Source organism: Citrobacter sp. 21OH12SH02A-Citro, assembly GCF_027919895.1.
Classification (GTDB): domain Bacteria; phylum Pseudomonadota; class Gammaproteobacteria; order Enterobacterales; family Enterobacteriaceae; genus Citrobacter; species Citrobacter braakii.
On sequence record NZ_CP114801.1, the window covers coordinates 74917 to 92470 of the forward strand.

Annotated in this window: 14 protein-coding genes and 1 tRNA gene; 5 read left to right on the forward strand and 10 right to left on the reverse strand. The window is 45.9% G+C overall.

The window, feature by feature from the left end; translation table 11 throughout:
- Window positions 1–26: 26 nt before the first annotated feature.
- From O6D90_RS00385 to O6D90_RS00400, 4 genes are read right to left on the reverse strand one after another with little or no spacing between them, the layout of a single operon-like run.
- Window positions 27–974 carry a fimbrial protein gene (locus tag O6D90_RS00385; RefSeq protein WP_016157790.1) on the reverse strand — a complete coding sequence of 316 codons (948 nt, stop codon included), beginning with the start codon at window positions 972–974 and terminating at the stop codon, window positions 27–29.
- Window positions 965–3427, reverse strand: coding sequence for a fimbria/pilus outer membrane usher protein (locus O6D90_RS00390; RefSeq protein WP_016157789.1), 2463 nt, complete (start codon window positions 3425–3427; stop codon window positions 965–967). Before O6D90_RS00390 ends, O6D90_RS00385 begins: the two co-directional genes overlap by 10 nt.
- 25 nt (window positions 3428–3452) lie before the next feature.
- On the reverse strand, window positions 3453–4157 hold the full coding sequence (locus O6D90_RS00395; RefSeq protein ID WP_016157788.1) for a fimbrial biogenesis chaperone: 705 nt from the start codon (window positions 4155–4157) through the stop codon (window positions 3453–3455).
- 54 nt (window positions 4158–4211) lie between these two features.
- The gene (locus O6D90_RS00400) at window positions 4212–4793 is read right to left on the reverse strand and encodes a fimbrial protein (protein WP_016157787.1); all 582 of its coding nucleotides are present in this window, start codon (window positions 4791–4793) and stop codon (window positions 4212–4214) included.
- 481 nt (window positions 4794–5274) lie between these two features.
- Here O6D90_RS00400 and O6D90_RS00405 point away from each other — a divergent pair, with 481 nt between their 5' ends.
- Entirely contained in the window at window positions 5275–5937 is a 663-nt protein-coding gene (locus O6D90_RS00405) for a LuxR C-terminal-related transcriptional regulator (RefSeq protein WP_016157786.1), read from the forward strand.
- Window positions 5938–5999: 62 nt separating this feature from the next.
- Here O6D90_RS00405 and O6D90_RS00410 read toward each other — a convergent pair whose 3' ends face one another.
- From O6D90_RS00410 to O6D90_RS00420, 3 genes are all read right to left on the reverse strand, one after another.
- On the reverse strand, window positions 6000–7496 hold the full coding sequence (locus O6D90_RS00410) for a C69 family dipeptidase (RefSeq protein ID WP_016155025.1): 1497 nt from the start codon (window positions 7494–7496) through the stop codon (window positions 6000–6002).
- A 343-nt stretch (window positions 7497–7839) separates the two neighbouring features.
- Window positions 7840–8304 carry a hypothetical protein gene (locus tag O6D90_RS00415; RefSeq protein WP_016155024.1) on the reverse strand — a complete coding sequence of 155 codons (465 nt, stop codon included), beginning with the start codon at window positions 8302–8304 and terminating at the stop codon, window positions 7840–7842.
- Window positions 8301–9074: a winged helix-turn-helix domain-containing protein gene (locus O6D90_RS00420; protein ID WP_016157784.1), complete on the reverse strand. Its 774-nt coding sequence runs from the start codon at window positions 9072–9074 to the stop codon at window positions 8301–8303. Before O6D90_RS00420 ends, O6D90_RS00415 begins: the two co-directional genes overlap by 4 nt.
- 577 nt (window positions 9075–9651) lie before the next feature.
- Between O6D90_RS00420 and O6D90_RS00425 the strand changes: the two genes are divergently transcribed.
- Both O6D90_RS00425 and misL read left to right on the forward strand, forming a co-directional pair.
- Window positions 9652–10269, forward strand: coding sequence for a helix-turn-helix transcriptional regulator (locus tag O6D90_RS00425; protein ID WP_016157783.1), 618 nt, complete (start codon window positions 9652–9654; stop codon window positions 10267–10269).
- 75 nt (window positions 10270–10344) lie between these two features.
- Window positions 10345–13179, forward strand: a complete 2835-nt coding sequence (gene misL, locus O6D90_RS00430) for an intestinal colonization autotransporter adhesin MisL (protein WP_016157782.1) — start codon at window positions 10345–10347, stop codon at window positions 13177–13179.
- Window positions 13180–13315: 136 nt separating this feature from the next.
- Here misL and O6D90_RS00435 read toward each other — a convergent pair whose 3' ends face one another.
- Entirely contained in the window at window positions 13316–13606 is a 291-nt protein-coding gene (locus O6D90_RS00435; RefSeq protein WP_016157781.1) for a SymE family type I addiction module toxin, read from the reverse strand.
- A gap of 136 nt (window positions 13607–13742) precedes the next feature.
- Between O6D90_RS00435 and O6D90_RS00440 the strand changes: the two genes are divergently transcribed.
- Window positions 13743–13931: a toxin-antitoxin system HicB family antitoxin gene (locus O6D90_RS00440; RefSeq protein WP_016157780.1), complete on the forward strand. Its 189-nt coding sequence runs from the start codon at window positions 13743–13745 to the stop codon at window positions 13929–13931.
- 15 nt (window positions 13932–13946) lie between these two features.
- On the opposite strand, the gene O6D90_RS00445 is transcribed toward O6D90_RS00440, so the two are convergent.
- Window positions 13947–15632, reverse strand: coding sequence for an AIPR family protein (locus O6D90_RS00445; protein ID WP_016157779.1), 1686 nt, complete (start codon window positions 15630–15632; stop codon window positions 13947–13949).
- A 149-nt stretch (window positions 15633–15781) separates the two neighbouring features.
- Window positions 15782–15876, reverse strand: a tRNA-Sec gene (locus tag O6D90_RS00450).
- Between the two features lie 290 nt (window positions 15877–16166).
- On the opposite strand from O6D90_RS00450, the gene O6D90_RS00455 reads away from it, so the two are divergent.
- Window positions 16167–17549, forward strand: coding sequence for a glycoside-pentoside-hexuronide family transporter (locus tag O6D90_RS00455; RefSeq protein ID WP_016157778.1), 1383 nt, complete (start codon window positions 16167–16169; stop codon window positions 17547–17549).
- Window positions 17550–17554: the final 5 nt, after the last annotated feature.

The window sequence follows — 17554 nt, forward strand, 5'->3', positions numbered from 1 at the left end:
TCGCAGTACGCCTAGATTAGGATTGATTATTGGTACTCAGCATTGAAATACAAAACTGAACGTACAATGCCGGGACTGACATTGTTAGCTGTTTGATAATACTGAGCATAAAACGGGATGGAATGATTACCTTTATCTTGAGGCGCTAAATAGACATATGAAGGTGTATTGAATTTAACAGGCTGTTGTTGTTGATCTAACACCTGAATGCCGATGCCAGCAGCGCCTTTGAGGTGGATATTCTTTAGTACACCGATAATACTTTGGTGACCATTCTCTGTGTCGCTCCAGCTTAGAATAACCCGGGAAGGCGTGGTAAAATCACTTTTACAGAGAAGGTCGATAGTAAATGGTTTTCTTCCCGCAGTGCTTCCATAGCCTCTGAATTGCTCAAGTGCTATATCGGGCAGTTTGACGTTGATCGAGCGGTTACCTTTGATTGCGCATGACCGGTTGAGCATCGTGATATATTTTGCCGGCACAATGATATCCACCACGGGCAACGATTGAGCCTCACTTCTGATTTGCAGGTTGATGGAACCCGCAGCGGCTCCTGCCGCAAGCTGATCATCCAGTTTGATCAGCTCAATCTTTATTTTGCTGTTTCTGAATTCATCTGCCGTCGCTCTGAAAGTTGATGGCCACTGGATCGTTTGTCCGGTTGAGGTTTCCAGGGTGACTTTAATGCCAATCCCACTCACATTGCTGCGTATAATACCGGGTTGTTTCATTGCGGACCGATCGCCAATAATCTGTGCGGAAAAAGGGTGGTTGTCAGTACAGCCTGACGCCTGAATATTCTGTCGCGAAAGCGTGCGCGTCTGAATAACTCCCCCTGACTGGATTGATTGCTTATCGTTAACGATTTCCGGCGATAAAATAAACTTTTGTGTGGTCAGGGTACATGCAGCACTGGCTGCCTGATGAATGCCCAAGGCACAGCCCAGAATTAAAGCGGTACGTATTACCGACATGTGGCCTCCTGGTTTTTTAACACGATCGTGCATTTCCCTGTTTCCAGTGAAACGAACACTTCTGGTGAGGTGGTTTCATCAATATAAAGCGCACCGCCTTGTCCGACGTAGCCGACATGATTATTGGCATTGTCGCGGATGATGGCACCGAATGGCATTCTCTGCTGACCCTGCAGGCGGGGATAAATAATGTTCTGTTTTCTGAGCGTCGTTTCAAAGGTGACTGGAATGACATTACCTTCGTAAGGCGCAATCTTGGCCTGGGTTTTAGTAAAGTTCAGACCTTCAGTTGAACCTTTTGGATCGATAGTAACGTCATTCACGCGCCACGGACGAAGCCAGGGCAGAATGGCGTAGCCATTTTTATCGAAGCGGGTTCCAGGTACGCCTTCAAGATGAGCGCCATGCGCATCAGGCGCATAGACCAGCGCGACGGTATCTGAGCGCTCTGGTGAAAAGGTTATTCCCCTCGCGTGCCCAACCAGCATGCCACTCATTCCACCGCTTACCTGGTGCCATGAGTTACTCTGACTCCACGTCCCGTTCAGCGAGGTATAAGGCGTACGCACCATGCCGTTTGCTCCCCATTCCACACTACCGCCGCGGAGATAGCCGGTATTGGCTCCCCAAACGATATTGTTTTCCTCATCAGTCGAGGTCGTGAAGCCGAGGCGTGTATTGCTGGCTTTGCCGTTATTGCTGTAGCTATCAGAGGAGATCTGCGTAAAACCGGCGTTATCCCGGGGCAGGAAATAGCTGAATGAGAGCATGATTTGGTCATCTTTGGTGACCGAACCCTGTTGATCCTCATTCCAGAAACGCTGGGCGGATATACTCCAGGTCAGGTTGCCCCAGGCATTGGTGTATCCCACGGCATACTGGCGATAATTATCCTGCTGATCCCAGAACTTCTTAAGAGAGCCGGATAAATAGAATGAACCCCAGGTATCGGATAACGGCTGATTAATACTGGCGCTAAACGACTGCTTCTCGCGTGACGAGAAATATTGGCTGACGAATGCCTGTGCATCCAGGGCATCCAGGGCATCGCGTTGACCGTAAAAGTGATGTGAACTGTATTTTGCTTCCAGCCAGAGCGCGGTTGCCGACCAGGGTAGGGTGCTATTCCATGTCAGACGATACTGTTGTCCTTGTTGACGATTGTCCTCAAGCTTCAGGCGCGATTGGGTGATATCAAGGGCGAATGCGCCGAGTTGGGTGTTCAGACCGCTACCGATGAGGGCTGACTGATAGCGCTCGAATCCAGAGGCCCCGGTATACAACGTTAAATAGTTGTTCAGGCCATACTGCCAGTAGGCCTGGGCTAAAAACGGATCTTCATCATAATTATCTTCATCGACAGTCCCGAGAGTGATGCCATAGCGCGAAATGCCGGGTTTTAGTAGCTGTGGTACCGAAGAGTATGGAACGGTAAAGCGGCGGATACGCCCGTCTGATTCCTGAATCGTGACCAGCAACTCGCCGCCAGTATTCGCGGGCAACACGGAATCAATCGAGAATGGCCCAGCCGGAACCGAGGACTGATGAATGGTTTGACCATCCTGGGTGATGGTAATACGGGCGTTGGTCTCAGCTACGCCGCGAATAATCGGCGCCCAGTTCAGCGTGCTATCCGGGCGCATTAAATCCTCAGAAGCCAATCCCACTCCGAGAATAGCCATACTGTCGAACATCTGGCTGTCAGTATAGAACTTGCCAGCGCTTAACATGGATTTCCAACGAGTGATGGGCCGTTTTAGCGTCGTGCGATTATTGGCGTAATGGCTACCTATTTTGCTGTCCCAATTTTGGCTACCAAAATGTTCAATTAGCCACCCTCCAGCAGAGCTTCGGATATCCATTCCCACCCAGGCGCTGTCCGTACTTGAACGATCGTTACCACGTTGCTGGGTGCTGTAGTAATCGGCGTTATAGCTGAAATTAATCGCCGGTGCCCCTGGTTGCCAGAGTTCAGGTTGGACATAATTGTTTTCGATATTATCAACATAAGCCTGCGGGATGGTGATGCGCAGCTCAAGCTGGCTGGTGTTGAGTCTCTCCGTTGCTTTCCCGCTGGTGTCCCAATCGGCAATGCTGCCGCAGCGTGAAGGGTGAGCTGCCAGCGTTTGATTCATTTTTTCTGGGTTAATGCCCACGCCTTTGAGAAATGCTTCTGAATAACAGCTAACTAAATCGCCGTGATTATCTTTTTTGAATAAGAGTTCACGACGTCCACGCCAGTTATCATTAATATAAATATCTACGATATATGTCCCAGGCAATAAGCCTGCGGCATTAAAGGACTGCAAATCGTTAAGTGAAGCATTGCCCATTAAGATGGCGTTATCGAACTCGTAGCGAGTGCTGTCTTCTGCGTGAGCTCCAACGGAAAATAATGAACCATGAAAAATAATGAAACAGGGTATGGTGAGGATCCTTTTACATAAACCCATTACTAATTCCTTTTATCCCTTTTTATTAATTAATGGTTGTTTTGTGTTCCACAATTCCGCCGTAATCGCTGATTGCTTGTAAAACAACCGATTCACCCTGGCTGACTTGTTGTTTTGCATTGATAGTCGTTCTGCTTTTCGGGGCGACCATGACCACTTCGTTTATGAGTCCATGGCCTGATGACGTCACAATATCCGCAACCGTGATGAAGAAGGGGGTGGGGTTTACCAGCGTTATGTCACGTTGGTTAGCAATAATTTTTATCTTATTTTCCGCGTTTTGACGGTCACCTAACCCACTGGGTCGCCAGAAAAACTTAAAGCGTGAGCGAATGGCTAAATTGAGCACAGCTGAATTGTCCGTGACGCTATTCTTATCCACGGAAGGAATATCCAGTATGTTAAGCCACCACATAGACTCACGGTCGGTGGCGACAATATTTTTATCAACTGCTTTTTTTATTCTGAGTGATTGCCCATTGCCTGCGTCAACGCGGGCAATGGGTGGAGAAATAATAAATGGAGTGGAAATTTCTTCCGGTAACTTTTCTGGATTTCCCTCATCCAACCATACCTGGGCCAACGATGGATAGTTTCCCGTATTCGTCATTTGTATCGTGATCTCTGCGGAATCTTCAGAGTAAATAAATCGGGTGCCATTGACAATGATATTATTTGCATGTGCGGTAGAGAGAGCAAATAGAGCTAATAAATAAATGAAAATTTTCATGAAGCCTCTATTAAAATAAATGCTATAGCGCAAGGCAGCTATAGCATTGTGTATTTAGAGATAAGTAATGCTATAGTTTGCCTGAGCGCTTACCGGTCCCGGTTGAACATATGATGAACCACTATTTTCACGTGGTATAATGTAACCCACGCTGAATTTATAAGTTAAAGTCGGGCTATCATTGCCATGTCGGAGATCATCTTTCTCAGGTTCAAATCGGTCATTCTTATTCCTCAGGTTAATATTTTTTTCGCGATTATCCTTAAGGACTAGCGCTACGTTTTGGGCTCCACCCCTTGTCGTGTTTTTGAGATATCCATCGTGAGTTAGAGGGGAATTAACATTCCAGGCTAATTTGGGAACTATTTTTTCATTAATATAGCATCCCTTCACTTTAATACTGAATTGCTGGAGTTGCGTTGCATGTAATTTGCTAACTGATGTATTGAGAACTGGGTTTAATTTTACCTGTTTATCTTTATCACCGGCTTCAATTATGCACGAATTGGAATAGACATGACCGGAAAAATTAACAACGCCTTTTTGATCCCTGTTGGGGCCATGTCCAACATCTGCCATAGCGGAAGGAATTGCGATGGCACAGCTAATTAAACTTATAATGGATAGTTTACTCATAATGCGCTCCTCATTTAGAGATAGATCGTCCCTATTATCAGTAACATTGTCTGGGCTCCTTTTTTCTTGCGCCCTGTAAGGCTGTCGCCCGCTATCAATTATGTTAGATAAATTATTGTTGTACATCGTAGATTGGACGTATTTCACTCATCCTATAATATTAATAATGATCATTAACTATGAGTATTAATGAATTATTATTATCTATAAGCAGATTGTGAGTAAGATAGTCCTTTACTCAAAGGTCAAATAAAAATACTTGTAATACAATATGTTATGTTTGTATTGTGATAATTCTTTAAGTGCTATAAAGAAAAATCGAATCCTGCGCTCGGAAAAAGCGAATGATCGAATTGCACAATTAGCTAAATTCTTATAATTCAATCAGATTATCTTTAATCTTAAGTAGTGACTTGTTATTGGCTTGGCATGCAATAACGATAAGGAATATTGTCAATCATCATTTGAATGAAGGCTACATATGCTTAACATGGACAGTAAGATAATACTCATTAGCAACCAATCAATACAGACGCAACTCTTGCTGGATTATCTCAATAAGCAAAACGATATCTTGGTTGATTTTGTTAACATTAGCAGACCAGACATGTCATTTATCGTTGAGGGAAGTATCATCCTCTATGATATACAGGCATCAAGCCGTAAATTAAAAAATGTCTGGTCAAAATTACTCAATGACAGCGCATATAGTTTGCGCGTTTATATTATTAACTGCCTGCGGTCGCTCCCACTCTATGAGAGCATGCTATGGCCAAATTTTGAGTCGATCGTACCAAATAATTGCTCTACAGAATATTTGTTAGAACTCCTTAAAGAGGGGCTAAAAACCTCCCGTCCACCACGCTCACTGTCACCGCTGCCAGAGTATGTAAACCTCACGCCATCAGATAATAACTACGGCATTTTAACCGAAAGAGAATATGAAATTTTAACTGAGTTGTCGAAAGGTGCGTCTAATGTAGAAATTGCTAACGCATTTTTTATTAGTGAAAATACAGTGAGAACGCATATTTATAATATCTTTAAAAAGATATCTGTGAATAACCGAACTCAGGCAGCCTGCTGGGCCAACTTGCATCTAAGAAGTCTGGCTCTCGATCAACTGCCGCGGAAGGAAATGTAAACCGTACTACTGGCGCAAAGTTTTGAAGCTTACTTTGCGCCAGCATGTCATCGTGTCGTTACTCAGTCTTTTTTCGCAGCGTTTGCAAAGAAGATATCAGACTGAATGTCTTTAGTGCGGATGGTAAAGAGCTGATTAGTCAGATCTTCCGTCAGCTTCTCGGCATCGGCCATGATGCGCAAGTTGAAGTCATTCAGCATCTTATCTGCGGCAGGTTTATCGGTTTTCGCCATCTTCAGATATTTTGCTTCGACCTCTTTTTGCTCCTTCGCCACTTTATCTTCCCATGCTTTGTAGGCTTTTTTGACGATTGGCGCGAGCTTCGGATAATCGGTCATCGTCAGCGTCTGTAACTTACGGTATTTCCAGTAAATGGACTGATCGTCCGCTTTATCGGTACCCATCGTATAGTTTGCCGGATACGCTTTCAGGCCGCTGTAGTACGGAACAAACGCGGTGAGGTCGGCCATACCCAGACCAATGTAGGTCGTTTCACCAATCTCTTTTGGCAACCACGGACGGACCTGCATCACGTGTGCTTCATAGGTGCGGAAGACACTAACCGGACGCCATGGCTCTTTGCCGTTCAGACCGTTGGTGTACGGATCATGGCTGGTGCCTTCGTAATGGTTACGCAGCACGGCCTTCACATCGTCCAGCGTCATCTTCTTCTCTGGTGTCATGAACACCGGGAATTCGCGCCCTTTGGCCATATCCTGATTTACGGAAGGATTGAACTCTTTCTGGATGGTCCATACGCGAGGATCGTTATACGTGCGGTCACGCTCATCATCACGGGTATAGGCTTTGGAGAAGTTGAATTTGCCATCTTTTGCCGGTTCGTACAGACCTTTTTCGGTCGCAAATTGAATCAGGTTTTTTGACGCCATCATGTCCGGGTTTTTAGGGTCGTAATCCTGTAAGCGGCCCTGATTACCGGTGGCAAAATACTGGTTATTCGGCAGGCGCTGCGCCATCCACTGGTGACCGCTGCCGGTTTCCAGGTACCAGATTTCGTTATCGTCGACGACGGCCACGCCAAAACCTTCCCCAGCGCCGACGGTCTCAACGATATGACCCAGTAGCGCCACGGCTTCACGCGCGGTTTTGCTCTGGGACAACAGAATATCCGGGATATCATCTTCGGTGATCCCTTTATCTTCAACGTAGGGGTCGGCAGCCAGCGCTTTTGCTGAGGCAAAAATAGATTCTGTACCGCTCACGCCAACGCCCAATTCGTTAAATCCGGTCGCGCCGTGCAGTTGGGTTTTCCAGTTTGGAACGGTGGTATAACGCAGAGAGTTTTTGGGTAGCGGCCAGGTAAAGTCATTCGCGCCATTATGTGCTTTGGTGCTGTATACCCCGGTCTGATTCTGCTTTGCCGGATGAATGACAAAATGCTGCGCTTTCAGGGCATCGCTGTCAGCGCTACGGGCTACCAGCATGGAGCCGTCCGCTGATGCTTCATTACCGACCAATAGGGTCGTACAAGCAAAACCTGATGAAACAACGGCCAAATTTATAGAAAGTGCAATCAGGCACTTTTTAAAAGTAAACATTACGTATCCCTCATATGTACGCCAAAAATACACCGGAAACACACCGTTTCCTGAAATGCGATAACGCCTGAACGCTCAGACATTGCTCGCGAGAGAGATAAACGCCCCTGTCCACGTCTTCTCCAAATATCCATCCGTAGGTTGAAGTCTTCTGGGCAAAATAAAACGCCCATTTCGCTTAATTATTGCGCAATGGATATCGTGGTATTCAGGATGTTTCCTGATTCGGGATGAAGAATAGCAATGGGATATGAGTGGATTCAGTGACCCATGTCGCGTAAGTCGATGATGGAAAATATGAATTCTATTGAAGGGGGCGTGCTTTTTGTATCCGGATATGACGTTACCTTTTGCGGCAATACAGCGAGGGGACATTTGAGCTGGCAAAAATCCATGCGCCCTTATACTCCTCCATGACCAGGCTCAGGTTTCGTCCGCTTTGACGGTAAAATCCGGGTAATGTGTTGTTAATATCAGCTTCATCGGCGCTATCAGCGAAGGTTTTGACCACCTGCATTGCCTGTAGCACTCGGGCTTCGTGCTGCCGGGTATAACTGAAATAGATGTTCCTGCTAATGTCTGAGGTATTACGTCCGTACAGTTTTCCGGTAATGGTCGCTAGCCCTGCATCTTTGTACATCCGAAATGAAACCGTACCAGCAAAGCGGTTGCTGCCAATATTCCATTCGACATTTCCAACGCAATTTAGCTGCTTTTCGGCATAGCGTGAATGCCATAGCCATCCGCCTGAGCCGAGCAATGTCGCCACGCCGATTACGATTAAAATAAGGTGGTGTATTTTTTTCATTGCCCGCGCATCCAGTAATAATGGGTAGTACAAAACGCGTACGCATCTACCCGTGCATCTTTATCACAAACAAATGCTACGATCCTCTCCGCTTTACGGTAGCCGGAAAGGAAAACATGCTTGTTGTTTTCACAGAGAGAAGGGTGCAGTTGCATCAGATTGAAATAATTTTCCTGATCGTGATCATTCAGTGAGTAATAAATTTTACAGTTTTGCCGAGATGGGACCTGCATAGAAACAGAAATGAATTTACTAAACGGCATAACAGGACGTGTCTGATACCACACCAGCCAGATAATCAATGTGGCAATAACGATGCCAGCGCTAAATATAATATTCCACCAGGGGACCCGCGTCGTTTGTTGTGTCGCGGGAGTAATTATCTTTGGGGGCGCGTATTCCTCTATTAGCGGTGACTGGAAAACTTCACTCTGAGGATGCGTTATCGCCTCTACCTGCGTATTTCCATTTAATCTGAGTCCGCGTCGTGAAATAGTTTTCACCGTATCACGTGGCAGACCCACATCCGCCAGCGCGTTACGTAGCGTCAGAATAGCCTGGTAAAATGTGTTGGTTGTGGTCACATTATTTCTCTCACCCCAACCCACTTTTATCAATGTGTTCTGCGAAACAATGTCACTTGCGTGAGTAATTAAATAGAGAAAGCAAAGCGAAGCTGGGAGCTGAAGTTGTATTGCGCGCCCGGTCTGACGATTGACCAGACTTTTGCTGTCAGGATTAAATTCGACCAACTGATTGATAAGGTACAATTGCCCAGCCCTCAGTAACTATAACGTATCACCGCATGTGCCTACACATACCTTAAATTTTACATCCAAATCGTGAATATGCCTCACTCTTTGTACGTGATCGAAGATAAGAATTTCACTTAAGGATTAAAAACGCTTTAAATACAATGTGTTACGTGTGTAAATTCTTAGGTGAGTATTAACTAATGTTAAATAATGAGAATTCATTACAGTTTTATCTGAATTCTCATTATATTTATCAACAGCACTTCAAGGGGGATTGAGTTATCAGAATTGTGTAATTTATAAGTACCCCTTTCATTGGTTAATTTTTAGCAAATAGTGCTGTTTTAATGTTTATTCTGGGATTTGGATTTATGCATAAAATTCCTAATACCCAGACTGTTATTCTGAGATAAAGCAGAAAAAAGCTTAGCGCAATCGCATTGCTTACAGCCTATTCATAATAGCGTATCAGGAGTTTATTACATTTTTTAAGTGTCACTGTTATTAACTGACAAGGAATGTCATACGTGTCGGATTGACACATTTATTTACCAATGAAATATTTATGGAAAAATAACAGGAGTCATTTTTGATGAAGAGATCACCATCACAGAGTGTTCGTTGCATAAGCTGTGAATTATCCTGTCAATTATTTCCGGATACTGTGGTACGCGCCAACTACTGTCACCGAGCCACTTTTGCGATCTGGCCAGAGGGAAATAGTTTTCTGCAAAAAGGAATTATTGAAAAACTTCTCCTTAATAATCAAAATCATTTGTCGCGTGGGTTTATTTTTGTGGACTTTTCCTTCCCAAACTTGCGCCTGTTCGCCGATCCGCAATGGGTTGACCGGCTGGCCTACAGCGGTATGTATATTGTGTTGATAGCGGATAGGAATCTCGCGCCGTTAGCCAACTACTGGCTGTCGAAAAGCAATAAAATACAAGGGATTATATATTCCGATGATGATGATGAAGTTCAGCATCAGAAAATTCGCCGATTATTTACCGGCCACCTTGCGAACAGTAAACGCGGACGCACACTCAACTATACAGAAATGATATTACTGAAGCGATTTGTGTCAGGAAAAAGTATTCAGCAAATTACCAAAATAGATAATATAGATATTAAGAAAATATATGTCTACAAGCTCAGGCTTGAAGATAAATTAGGCCATAGCATTCATCAAATACTGTCGAATATTTTATAACGTATTTTTGATTTTTACTATTTTCACATCTTTGCGATGTGGTGGACGCCCTACGCCCGAAAGCAGGAGGCTATTATGAGAAAACCTAAGCATTACTCACGCATTGCGATAGCGGTATCAACCGCGTTAACGTCAATGGTATTTTCAACCCACGCGGCTTGGATTGATATTGATAGTCTTCCTGCCAGTGGAATGGTGAGCAGTCTTTCGCCGGAGTTGCAGGCTTTATTTCCTGCACAGACGAATGACAGTTTCAAAAAAAACAGCGAAACGCCGAATTATGTTTATCAGTGGAGTGCCGGTACCATTCCCGTTTATGGTCATGGATTAACGCTGAATGGGCCAGGAGGAGAAGCCTTCGAACACACCATTACCGTTATTCAGAACAGCGCGACGGGTAGCCCGGGCGTTATTTTCGGTGACGACCTTACGATTCGCACACAGTCAAAGAATGCCGCTAATAATGGTAAAGATGTTGACGGTATCCGCACGCACGGGGCTAATACGCCGGATAATCCAGTCTTTATTATCACCGGGGATCGCACCAGTATTTATGTGGACGGCCAGGATGGTGATGGTATTAACGCCGGATACAACGTCATCGGTCAGGGTGGGATAGGCTCAGCAAACATCTACGTCGGCGACGATCTGTATATTCAAACCACCGGTAACCAGGGACGTGGCATCACCGCCAACGCGTTTAGAGACGCAACGCTTGCCAAAAATACGATTATTGTCGGCGATCGTGCCCACATTGTGACTACCGGTAACAGCTCAGAGGGAATCCGCTCCGGACAGAGCGGGTCCTCAATCCGCCTTGGCAATGACGCCACCATCGAGACATCGGGCACTTCCTCAATAGGGGTCTACGCCGCCTCATCTTCCAAAACGGAACTGGGCAATAACGCCACTATTTCGGTGAGCGGAGCCAGCGCCCATGCGGTCTATTCCTATAATGCGACGGTGAATCTGGGTGATAATGCGACGATTCGTGTTAACAGCATCGATAAAGTTTACTCATTCAGCAAGGCCCCACGCGGCCTGTATGCGATTTCACGCGGCACGGTAAATCTCGGTGGCGGCGCTACTATTGCTATGGCGGGCAATCACAGCAATGAAAGCTATGCCATCAGTACAGAAACGGGCGGCATCGTCGACGGTTCTGCTGGCGGGCGTTTCCTTATCGACGGCGATCTTCACGCCGCCGGTGCTACTGCCGCAAACAACACCCAGCCGCAGCAAAACAGTACCATCAAACTCAATATGACTGACAACTCGTTGTGGAGTGGGGCGTCATACGTCACCAGCGCCACTGCCGGGACGGGGGTTATCTCGCTGCAAATGAGCGATGCGACCTGGAACATGACCAACAGCTCAACGCTCACTGACCTGACTCTGAACGGCGGGTCAGTGGTGAACTTTGGGCATGCTGACGGCGAACCGTGGCAGACGCTTACTATCAATGAAGATTTTACCGGCAACGGCGGAAAACTCGTTTTCAATACCGTCCTGAATGACGATACCTCCGAAACCGACAAGCTGAAAGTGCTCGGCAACACCGCGGGTAACGCATTTGTGGCAGTGAACAATATTGGCGGAACCGGGGCGCAAACCATTGAAGGTATTGAGATCATCGAAGTGGCCGGTAATTCTGACGGTACTTTTGAGAAAGCGGGCCGTATTGTTGCCGGTGCGTACGACTATAACGTGGTGCAAAAGGGCAGCAACTGGTATCTGACCAGCTTTATTCCTGCTCCGCCGGATCCGGAAGAGCCGGACCCCGTCGATCCGGACCCGGTTGACCCTATTGACCCAGATCCCGTTGACCCGGACCCGGTTGACCCTATTGACCCAGGTCCTGTTGACCCGGACCCGGTCGATCCTGTCGACCCGATTATCCCTGAGCCGGAAGAACCTGTTGCGCCCCCTGTCACTGAGCAGCAGTACCGCCCGGAAGCAGGCAGTTATCTGGCGAACAACTACGCTGCTAACACGCTGTTCATGACCCGACTCCACGATCGTCTGGGCGAAACGCAGTACGTCGATATGCTGACGGGCGAGAAAAAAGTCACCAGTCTGTGGATGCGTAACGTCGGGGCACATACCCGCTTCAAAGACAGTAGCGGGCAGTTGAAAACCCAAAGCAACAGCTATGTCTTGCAGTTAGGCGGTGACCTGGCGCAGTGGAGTAGCGATGGCCTCGACCGCTGGCACCTCGGCGCGATGGCTGGTTATGCCAACAGCCAGAACCGCACGCAGTCCAGTCTGACCGGCTACCATTCACGTGGTCAGGTCACTGGTTACAGCGTGGGACTGTACGGCACCTGGTATGCCAATGACGCTGACAAGACCGGCACTTATGTAGACACCTGGGTGCTGTACAACTGGTTTGATAACAAGGTGATGGGTCAGGAGCAGGCGACGGAGAAATATAAATCCAGCGGGATCACCGCTTCTGTTGAAGCCGGTTACAGCTTCAAACTGGGTGAAAACGAGCGCAACAGCTATTGGCTGCAACCGAAAGCTCAGGTGGTGTGGATGGACGTGCAGGCCGACAGCCACCGCGAAGCGAACGGCACCCGCGTGAAGGACAACACCGATGGCAACCTGATGACCCGTCTGGGGGTAAAAGCCTTTATTAACGGTCACAACGCCATCGACGACGGTAAATCTCGTGAGTTCCAGCCGTTTGTTGAAGCCAACTGGATCCACAACACGCAGACGACTCGCGTGAAGATGGATGATGTGAGCAACGACATGCGTGGCACCAAGAACATTGGCGAGCTGAAAGTCGGTGTTGAAGGTCAAATCACTCCGCGCCTCAACGTGTGGAGCAACGTGGCCCAACAGGTCGGCGATAAAGGCTACAGCGATACTCGCGGTATGCTGGGCGTGAAATATAACTTCTGACGTAGTTGCAGGTAATGGAAAAGCCGCTGATTAATGGGTCAGCGGCTTTATTTTTTGTGGGGGGAGGCCGGATAAGCGTTAGCGCTATCCGGCATCTGGTAAATCTGTAATTAACGCTTACAGGCTCAGTCGTACTTCACTGGAGAGTCGCCAGTGTGCTCTCAATTCTGTTCAGCTTCTGATTTGCCTCTTTCAGCTCATCCTGCAGGCGTTGCTCCTGCTCGCCATAGACCATCAGGACGATACAGCCATTCATCACTTTTACGGTAATCTGTTGGCCGGTATCAAACCCCGCTTCGCGTAGCCACTTGCCAGAAAGAATAATTTTTGGTGTGGATTTGTCGAAAACATTCGGGCGATATCCCACAATTACCGAACGCTCGGTTCCGGTTTGGTCGGTGTCTGGGGTAGAATGCGAATCAGCCATAATCAACTCCTTGATAGTTGGTGAGGTTAGCTCTCGTCGGGTACTGCGAATACCGGGCGAGAGCGTTTATGAGTCAGGTCGTCAGATATAAAGGTACGTACCTGATTGGTGATATCTTGCGCTTGTAGGTACGTACATGTCAACGGCTAAACGCGACCCAAATCAGTCCAAATCTGGAAAAGCACCGACTTTCCAGATTCGTATCACTCCGGAGTTAAAGGCGCAATTTGAGGCTGCCGCAAAAGCAGAGGGGATGAGTTTGGGGAATTGGCTTAAAACCTTAGGACGTAGAGAAATTGAACTCAAAAAAAAACCCTCAAAATAGAGGGCATTTTATTTATTAGATTATAGTATCAAGTTCAGATTTAATTCTTTTAATCATGTTTTGACCTTTCGCTAACTTATCACCTCTACCCATAGAATCGTAAATTTTCTCGACAAAGATTAGTGCTTCGAAAATACAATTATCATCAATCTGCGATGGTTCAATGTTTTCAAGTGATCTGAATCCGGGGAATTTATTTAACGTTATTTTTACTGCCACGACATATGCCAGATAGAATTTAATGTTGTTTTTATCATTAATAGTTAAGCTATTTTCTTTTTTCAGGAATAATTCTATTTTTTTACCAATTAACGCTGTTATGTAATAGGATTTTACATTATTAGAATGATTATAAAGTTTCTCATATGAACTATCATCTTCTAATAGAGTAGATGGTCTGGCACGTGCAAAGTCAGGTTTCTGCATTGTGATAGCCATCAGGCATTGAGCCAGAAAGGATAATCCAACTATTTCAGAGGGTTTCTTTCCTTCGTTTTTATAATGATTTTTTCGCCTGTCATAGTACAAACCTCTAGGCTTAAGATAATCCTCAATATCTCGGTGAATTGAGTCTGTAGCTCGTAGTGATGCTTTAGGTATAGGTGTCTGGCTATTGGTTGCTCTAATTATTTTGTCGCGACTTTCCTCTGTTTCAGGAACAATGACTCTAACCAAAAGGCTTCTGGAATTATCTCTTTCCTTTGCAATGGAGAAATAGTTATAGATTTCATTTGATGTTTGTAGTCCGTTAACAATTTCTGGATTATGGATAATTAGTTCTTTTCCTCCTGGAGCAGAAACGTCATCAGCTAGAATTGTTACTCCATTATTTAACCACCAAAAATCTTCTTTGGGGTGACCATCCTCTAAAGTATATTTTATTTCTTGGTTTACAGATGTTTTCCCTTGATAGTCACGCACATTAGCTTCAAAAATATGTTTTATAATTTGGTCGTTATCATCTGTTATAAAATCAAAATAATCTTTTAATTTCACCAGGGAAATGAAAACTTTTCCTTGTGAGGATAATGGAGTTTCTAATAACTTTAGATTAAAAACTTCATTGTCTCGTTGCCTATAAATATCCATAATTTTAGATGCACCGATCATGTTAAATTCGATAGCCGCATCTGTTAATATTTTAGCAACTTCTTCTCTGAGTTCTTTAGCTTGTTGTTCGACGTTAGGGTGTACTTCTATACCTTTAGTTACATAATAATATTTAATTCTCAACTTTGGTCTTTTTGTTACAAGGCTTACATATGTTTTTCTAAAATGATCAAATTTTGATAATATTTTCTCATTATATCTTAATTTATAATCATCAGGTTCAAAATCTAGATTTAAAAGATTTTTACTTAGCTTCGCTAATTTTAATATTGCATCTTCACCAAAAGATTTTTCATTTTTACTTTGAATAATAATTAACTCAATATCAACATTCTTTTTATATTTATCATCAATGTTTGAATCCTCCGAAATAAGATCTCCATTGATAAAAAGATAAATAGAATCAGCCCCTCCATCTAGAGAGTTACCACAAAGACCATCTTCAATCTGATCATAACTTAAGTCATAATCTTTAAGTATAAGACCTGCGCTGAAGAACTCAAAAAATATATTTTCAGTATTAAATTCATTTGTTTTGGAGAATTCTTGCTGGATAATTTGCTCTGTTAAAATTTGATCATTTCTCGACATTACTGGAACCTTTTGGAAGTGATTATATGCAACTCCTAAATAATATATTTATGTTATATCTAAAGTAGAGTGTACTTGGCAAATGAAAGAAGTATTTAACAGTTTTATTAAAGAGGTAACACGAGGGTACTTACGGCATTGAGGCATTTTGGCGGAAGATCACAGGAGTCGAACCTGCCCGGGAACGCTGGCGTCCCCAACTGGATTTGAAGTCCAGCCACCTCACCGGAGATGACGATCTTCCGCGCCTCGATTGCTACATGGAGGCGGGGCGCATTATAGCTACTTCCAAACGTTTCCACACCCCCTCACTCACTTTTTTAACTTCCGTTTCTCTATACCATGACCAGTTTCAAATAAATCCCCGCAAAATCCATTACTTACACTTAGACACATTTTTAGACGCTACGCTGATCACAGAAAACAAGAATCGTAATTTGATAACGAGATATCGGAATACCCGCGCTCACAGGGATGGTTTACAAGAACTGTAACCGGTATCAGGGCGTGTGAAAGTGCTAACAAGGATGCGTAATGAAAAGTGAAATTCTGTCTGTTAAAGAGAAGATTGGCTACGGAATGGGCGATGCGGCTAGCCACATTATCTTCGATAACGTCATGTTATATATGATGTTCTTCTATACCGATATTTTTGGTATCCCAGCCGGATTTGTCGGCACCATGTTCTTACTGGCCCGCGCGCTGGATGCCATCTCAGACCCTTGCATGGGGCTGCTGGCCGACCGTACCCGTTCGCGCTGGGGGAAATTCCGTCCGTGGGTGCTGTTCGGCGCACTTCCGTTTGGTCTGGTTTGCGTGCTGGCCTATAGCACGCCGGATCTCAGCCTGAACGGCAAAATGATTTATGCCGCAATCACCTACACGCTGCTGACCCTGCTTTATACCGTGGTCAATATTCCCTACTGCGCGCTGGGCGGCGTGATCACTAATGACCCTACGCAGCGTATCTCCCTGCAATCATGGCGCTTTGTGCTGGCGACGGCGGGCGGCATGCTCTCCACCGTGCTGATGATGCCGCTGGTGAATCTGATTGGTGGCGAGGATAAAGCGTTTGGTTTTCAAGGTGGGATTGCGGTGCTCTCCGTGGTGGCGTTCCTGATGCTGGCGTTCTGCTTCTTCACTACCAAAGAACGCGTGGAAGCGCCGCCGAGCACCACCTCTATGCGTGAAGACCTGCGCGACATCTGGCAAAACGACCAATGGCGCATCGTCGGCCTGCTGACCATCCTCAATATTTTGGCCGTCTGCGTTCGTGGCGGGGCGATGATGTATTACGTCACCTGGATTTTGGGTAAGCCGGAGGTGTTTGTCGCCTTTCTCACCGCCTATTGCGTCGGCAACCTGATCGGCTCTGCGCTGGCAAAACCGCTGACCGACTGGAAATGCAAAGTCAGCGTCTTCTGGTGGACCAACGCTGCGCTGGCGGTAGCGAGCCTGGCGATGTTCTTTGTGCCGATGCACGCCAGCATCACCATGTTTATCTTTATTTTTGTCATTGGTGTATTGCACCAGCTCGTTACGCCAATCCAGTGGGTAATGATGTCCGACACCGTTGATTACGGCGAATGGTGCAACGGTAAACGCCTGACGGGGATCAGCTTTGCGGGCACGTTGTTCGTGCTCAAGCTGGGTCTGGCGCTCGGCGGGGCGCTGATCGGCTGGATGCTGGCGGGCGGGGGCTACGACGCCGCCGCGAAAACCCAGAACAGCGCCACCATTAACATCATCATCGCCCTGTTCACCATTGTCCCGGCGATTTGTTACCTGCTGAGTGCCGTGATTGCCAAACGCTTCTATACCCTGAAAACGCCGTATCTGACGGAAATTATGAGTCAGTTGGCTCAGGGCGCGCGCCGCAACCAGCAGGATTTCACGACGAAAGAATTACAGAACTAAGGAAC

Bases quoted from the DNA above. Each gene is read 5' to 3' on its own strand.
- O6D90_RS00385 (WP_016157790.1), bottom strand. From the start codon at position 974: ATGTCGGTAATACGTACCGCTTTAATTCTGGGCTGTGCCTTGGGCATT.
- O6D90_RS00390 (WP_016157789.1), bottom strand. From the start codon at position 3,427: ATGGGTTTATGTAAAAGGATCCTCACCATACCCTGTTTCATTATTTTT.
- O6D90_RS00395 (WP_016157788.1), bottom strand. From the start codon at position 4,157: ATGAAAATTTTCATTTATTTATTAGCTCTATTTGCTCTCTCTACCGCA.
- O6D90_RS00400 (WP_016157787.1), bottom strand. From the start codon at position 4,793: ATGAGTAAACTATCCATTATAAGTTTAATTAGCTGTGCCATCGCAATT.
- O6D90_RS00405 (WP_016157786.1), top strand. From the start codon at position 5,275: ATGCTTAACATGGACAGTAAGATAATACTCATTAGCAACCAATCAATA.
- O6D90_RS00410 (WP_016155025.1), bottom strand. From the start codon at position 7,496: ATGTTTACTTTTAAAAAGTGCCTGATTGCACTTTCTATAAATTTGGCC.
- O6D90_RS00415 (WP_016155024.1), bottom strand. From the start codon at position 8,304: ATGAAAAAAATACACCACCTTATTTTAATCGTAATCGGCGTGGCGACA.
- O6D90_RS00425 (WP_016157783.1), top strand. From the start codon at position 9,652: ATGAAGAGATCACCATCACAGAGTGTTCGTTGCATAAGCTGTGAATTA.
- misL (WP_016157782.1), top strand. From the start codon at position 10,345: ATGAGAAAACCTAAGCATTACTCACGCATTGCGATAGCGGTATCAACC.
- O6D90_RS00435 (WP_016157781.1), bottom strand. From the start codon at position 13,606: ATGGCTGATTCGCATTCTACCCCAGACACCGACCAAACCGGAACCGAG.
- O6D90_RS00440 (WP_016157780.1), top strand. From the start codon at position 13,743: ATGTCAACGGCTAAACGCGACCCAAATCAGTCCAAATCTGGAAAAGCA.
- O6D90_RS00445 (WP_016157779.1), bottom strand. From the start codon at position 15,632: ATGTCGAGAAATGATCAAATTTTAACAGAGCAAATTATCCAGCAAGAA.
- O6D90_RS00455 (WP_016157778.1), top strand. From the start codon at position 16,167: ATGAAAAGTGAAATTCTGTCTGTTAAAGAGAAGATTGGCTACGGAATG.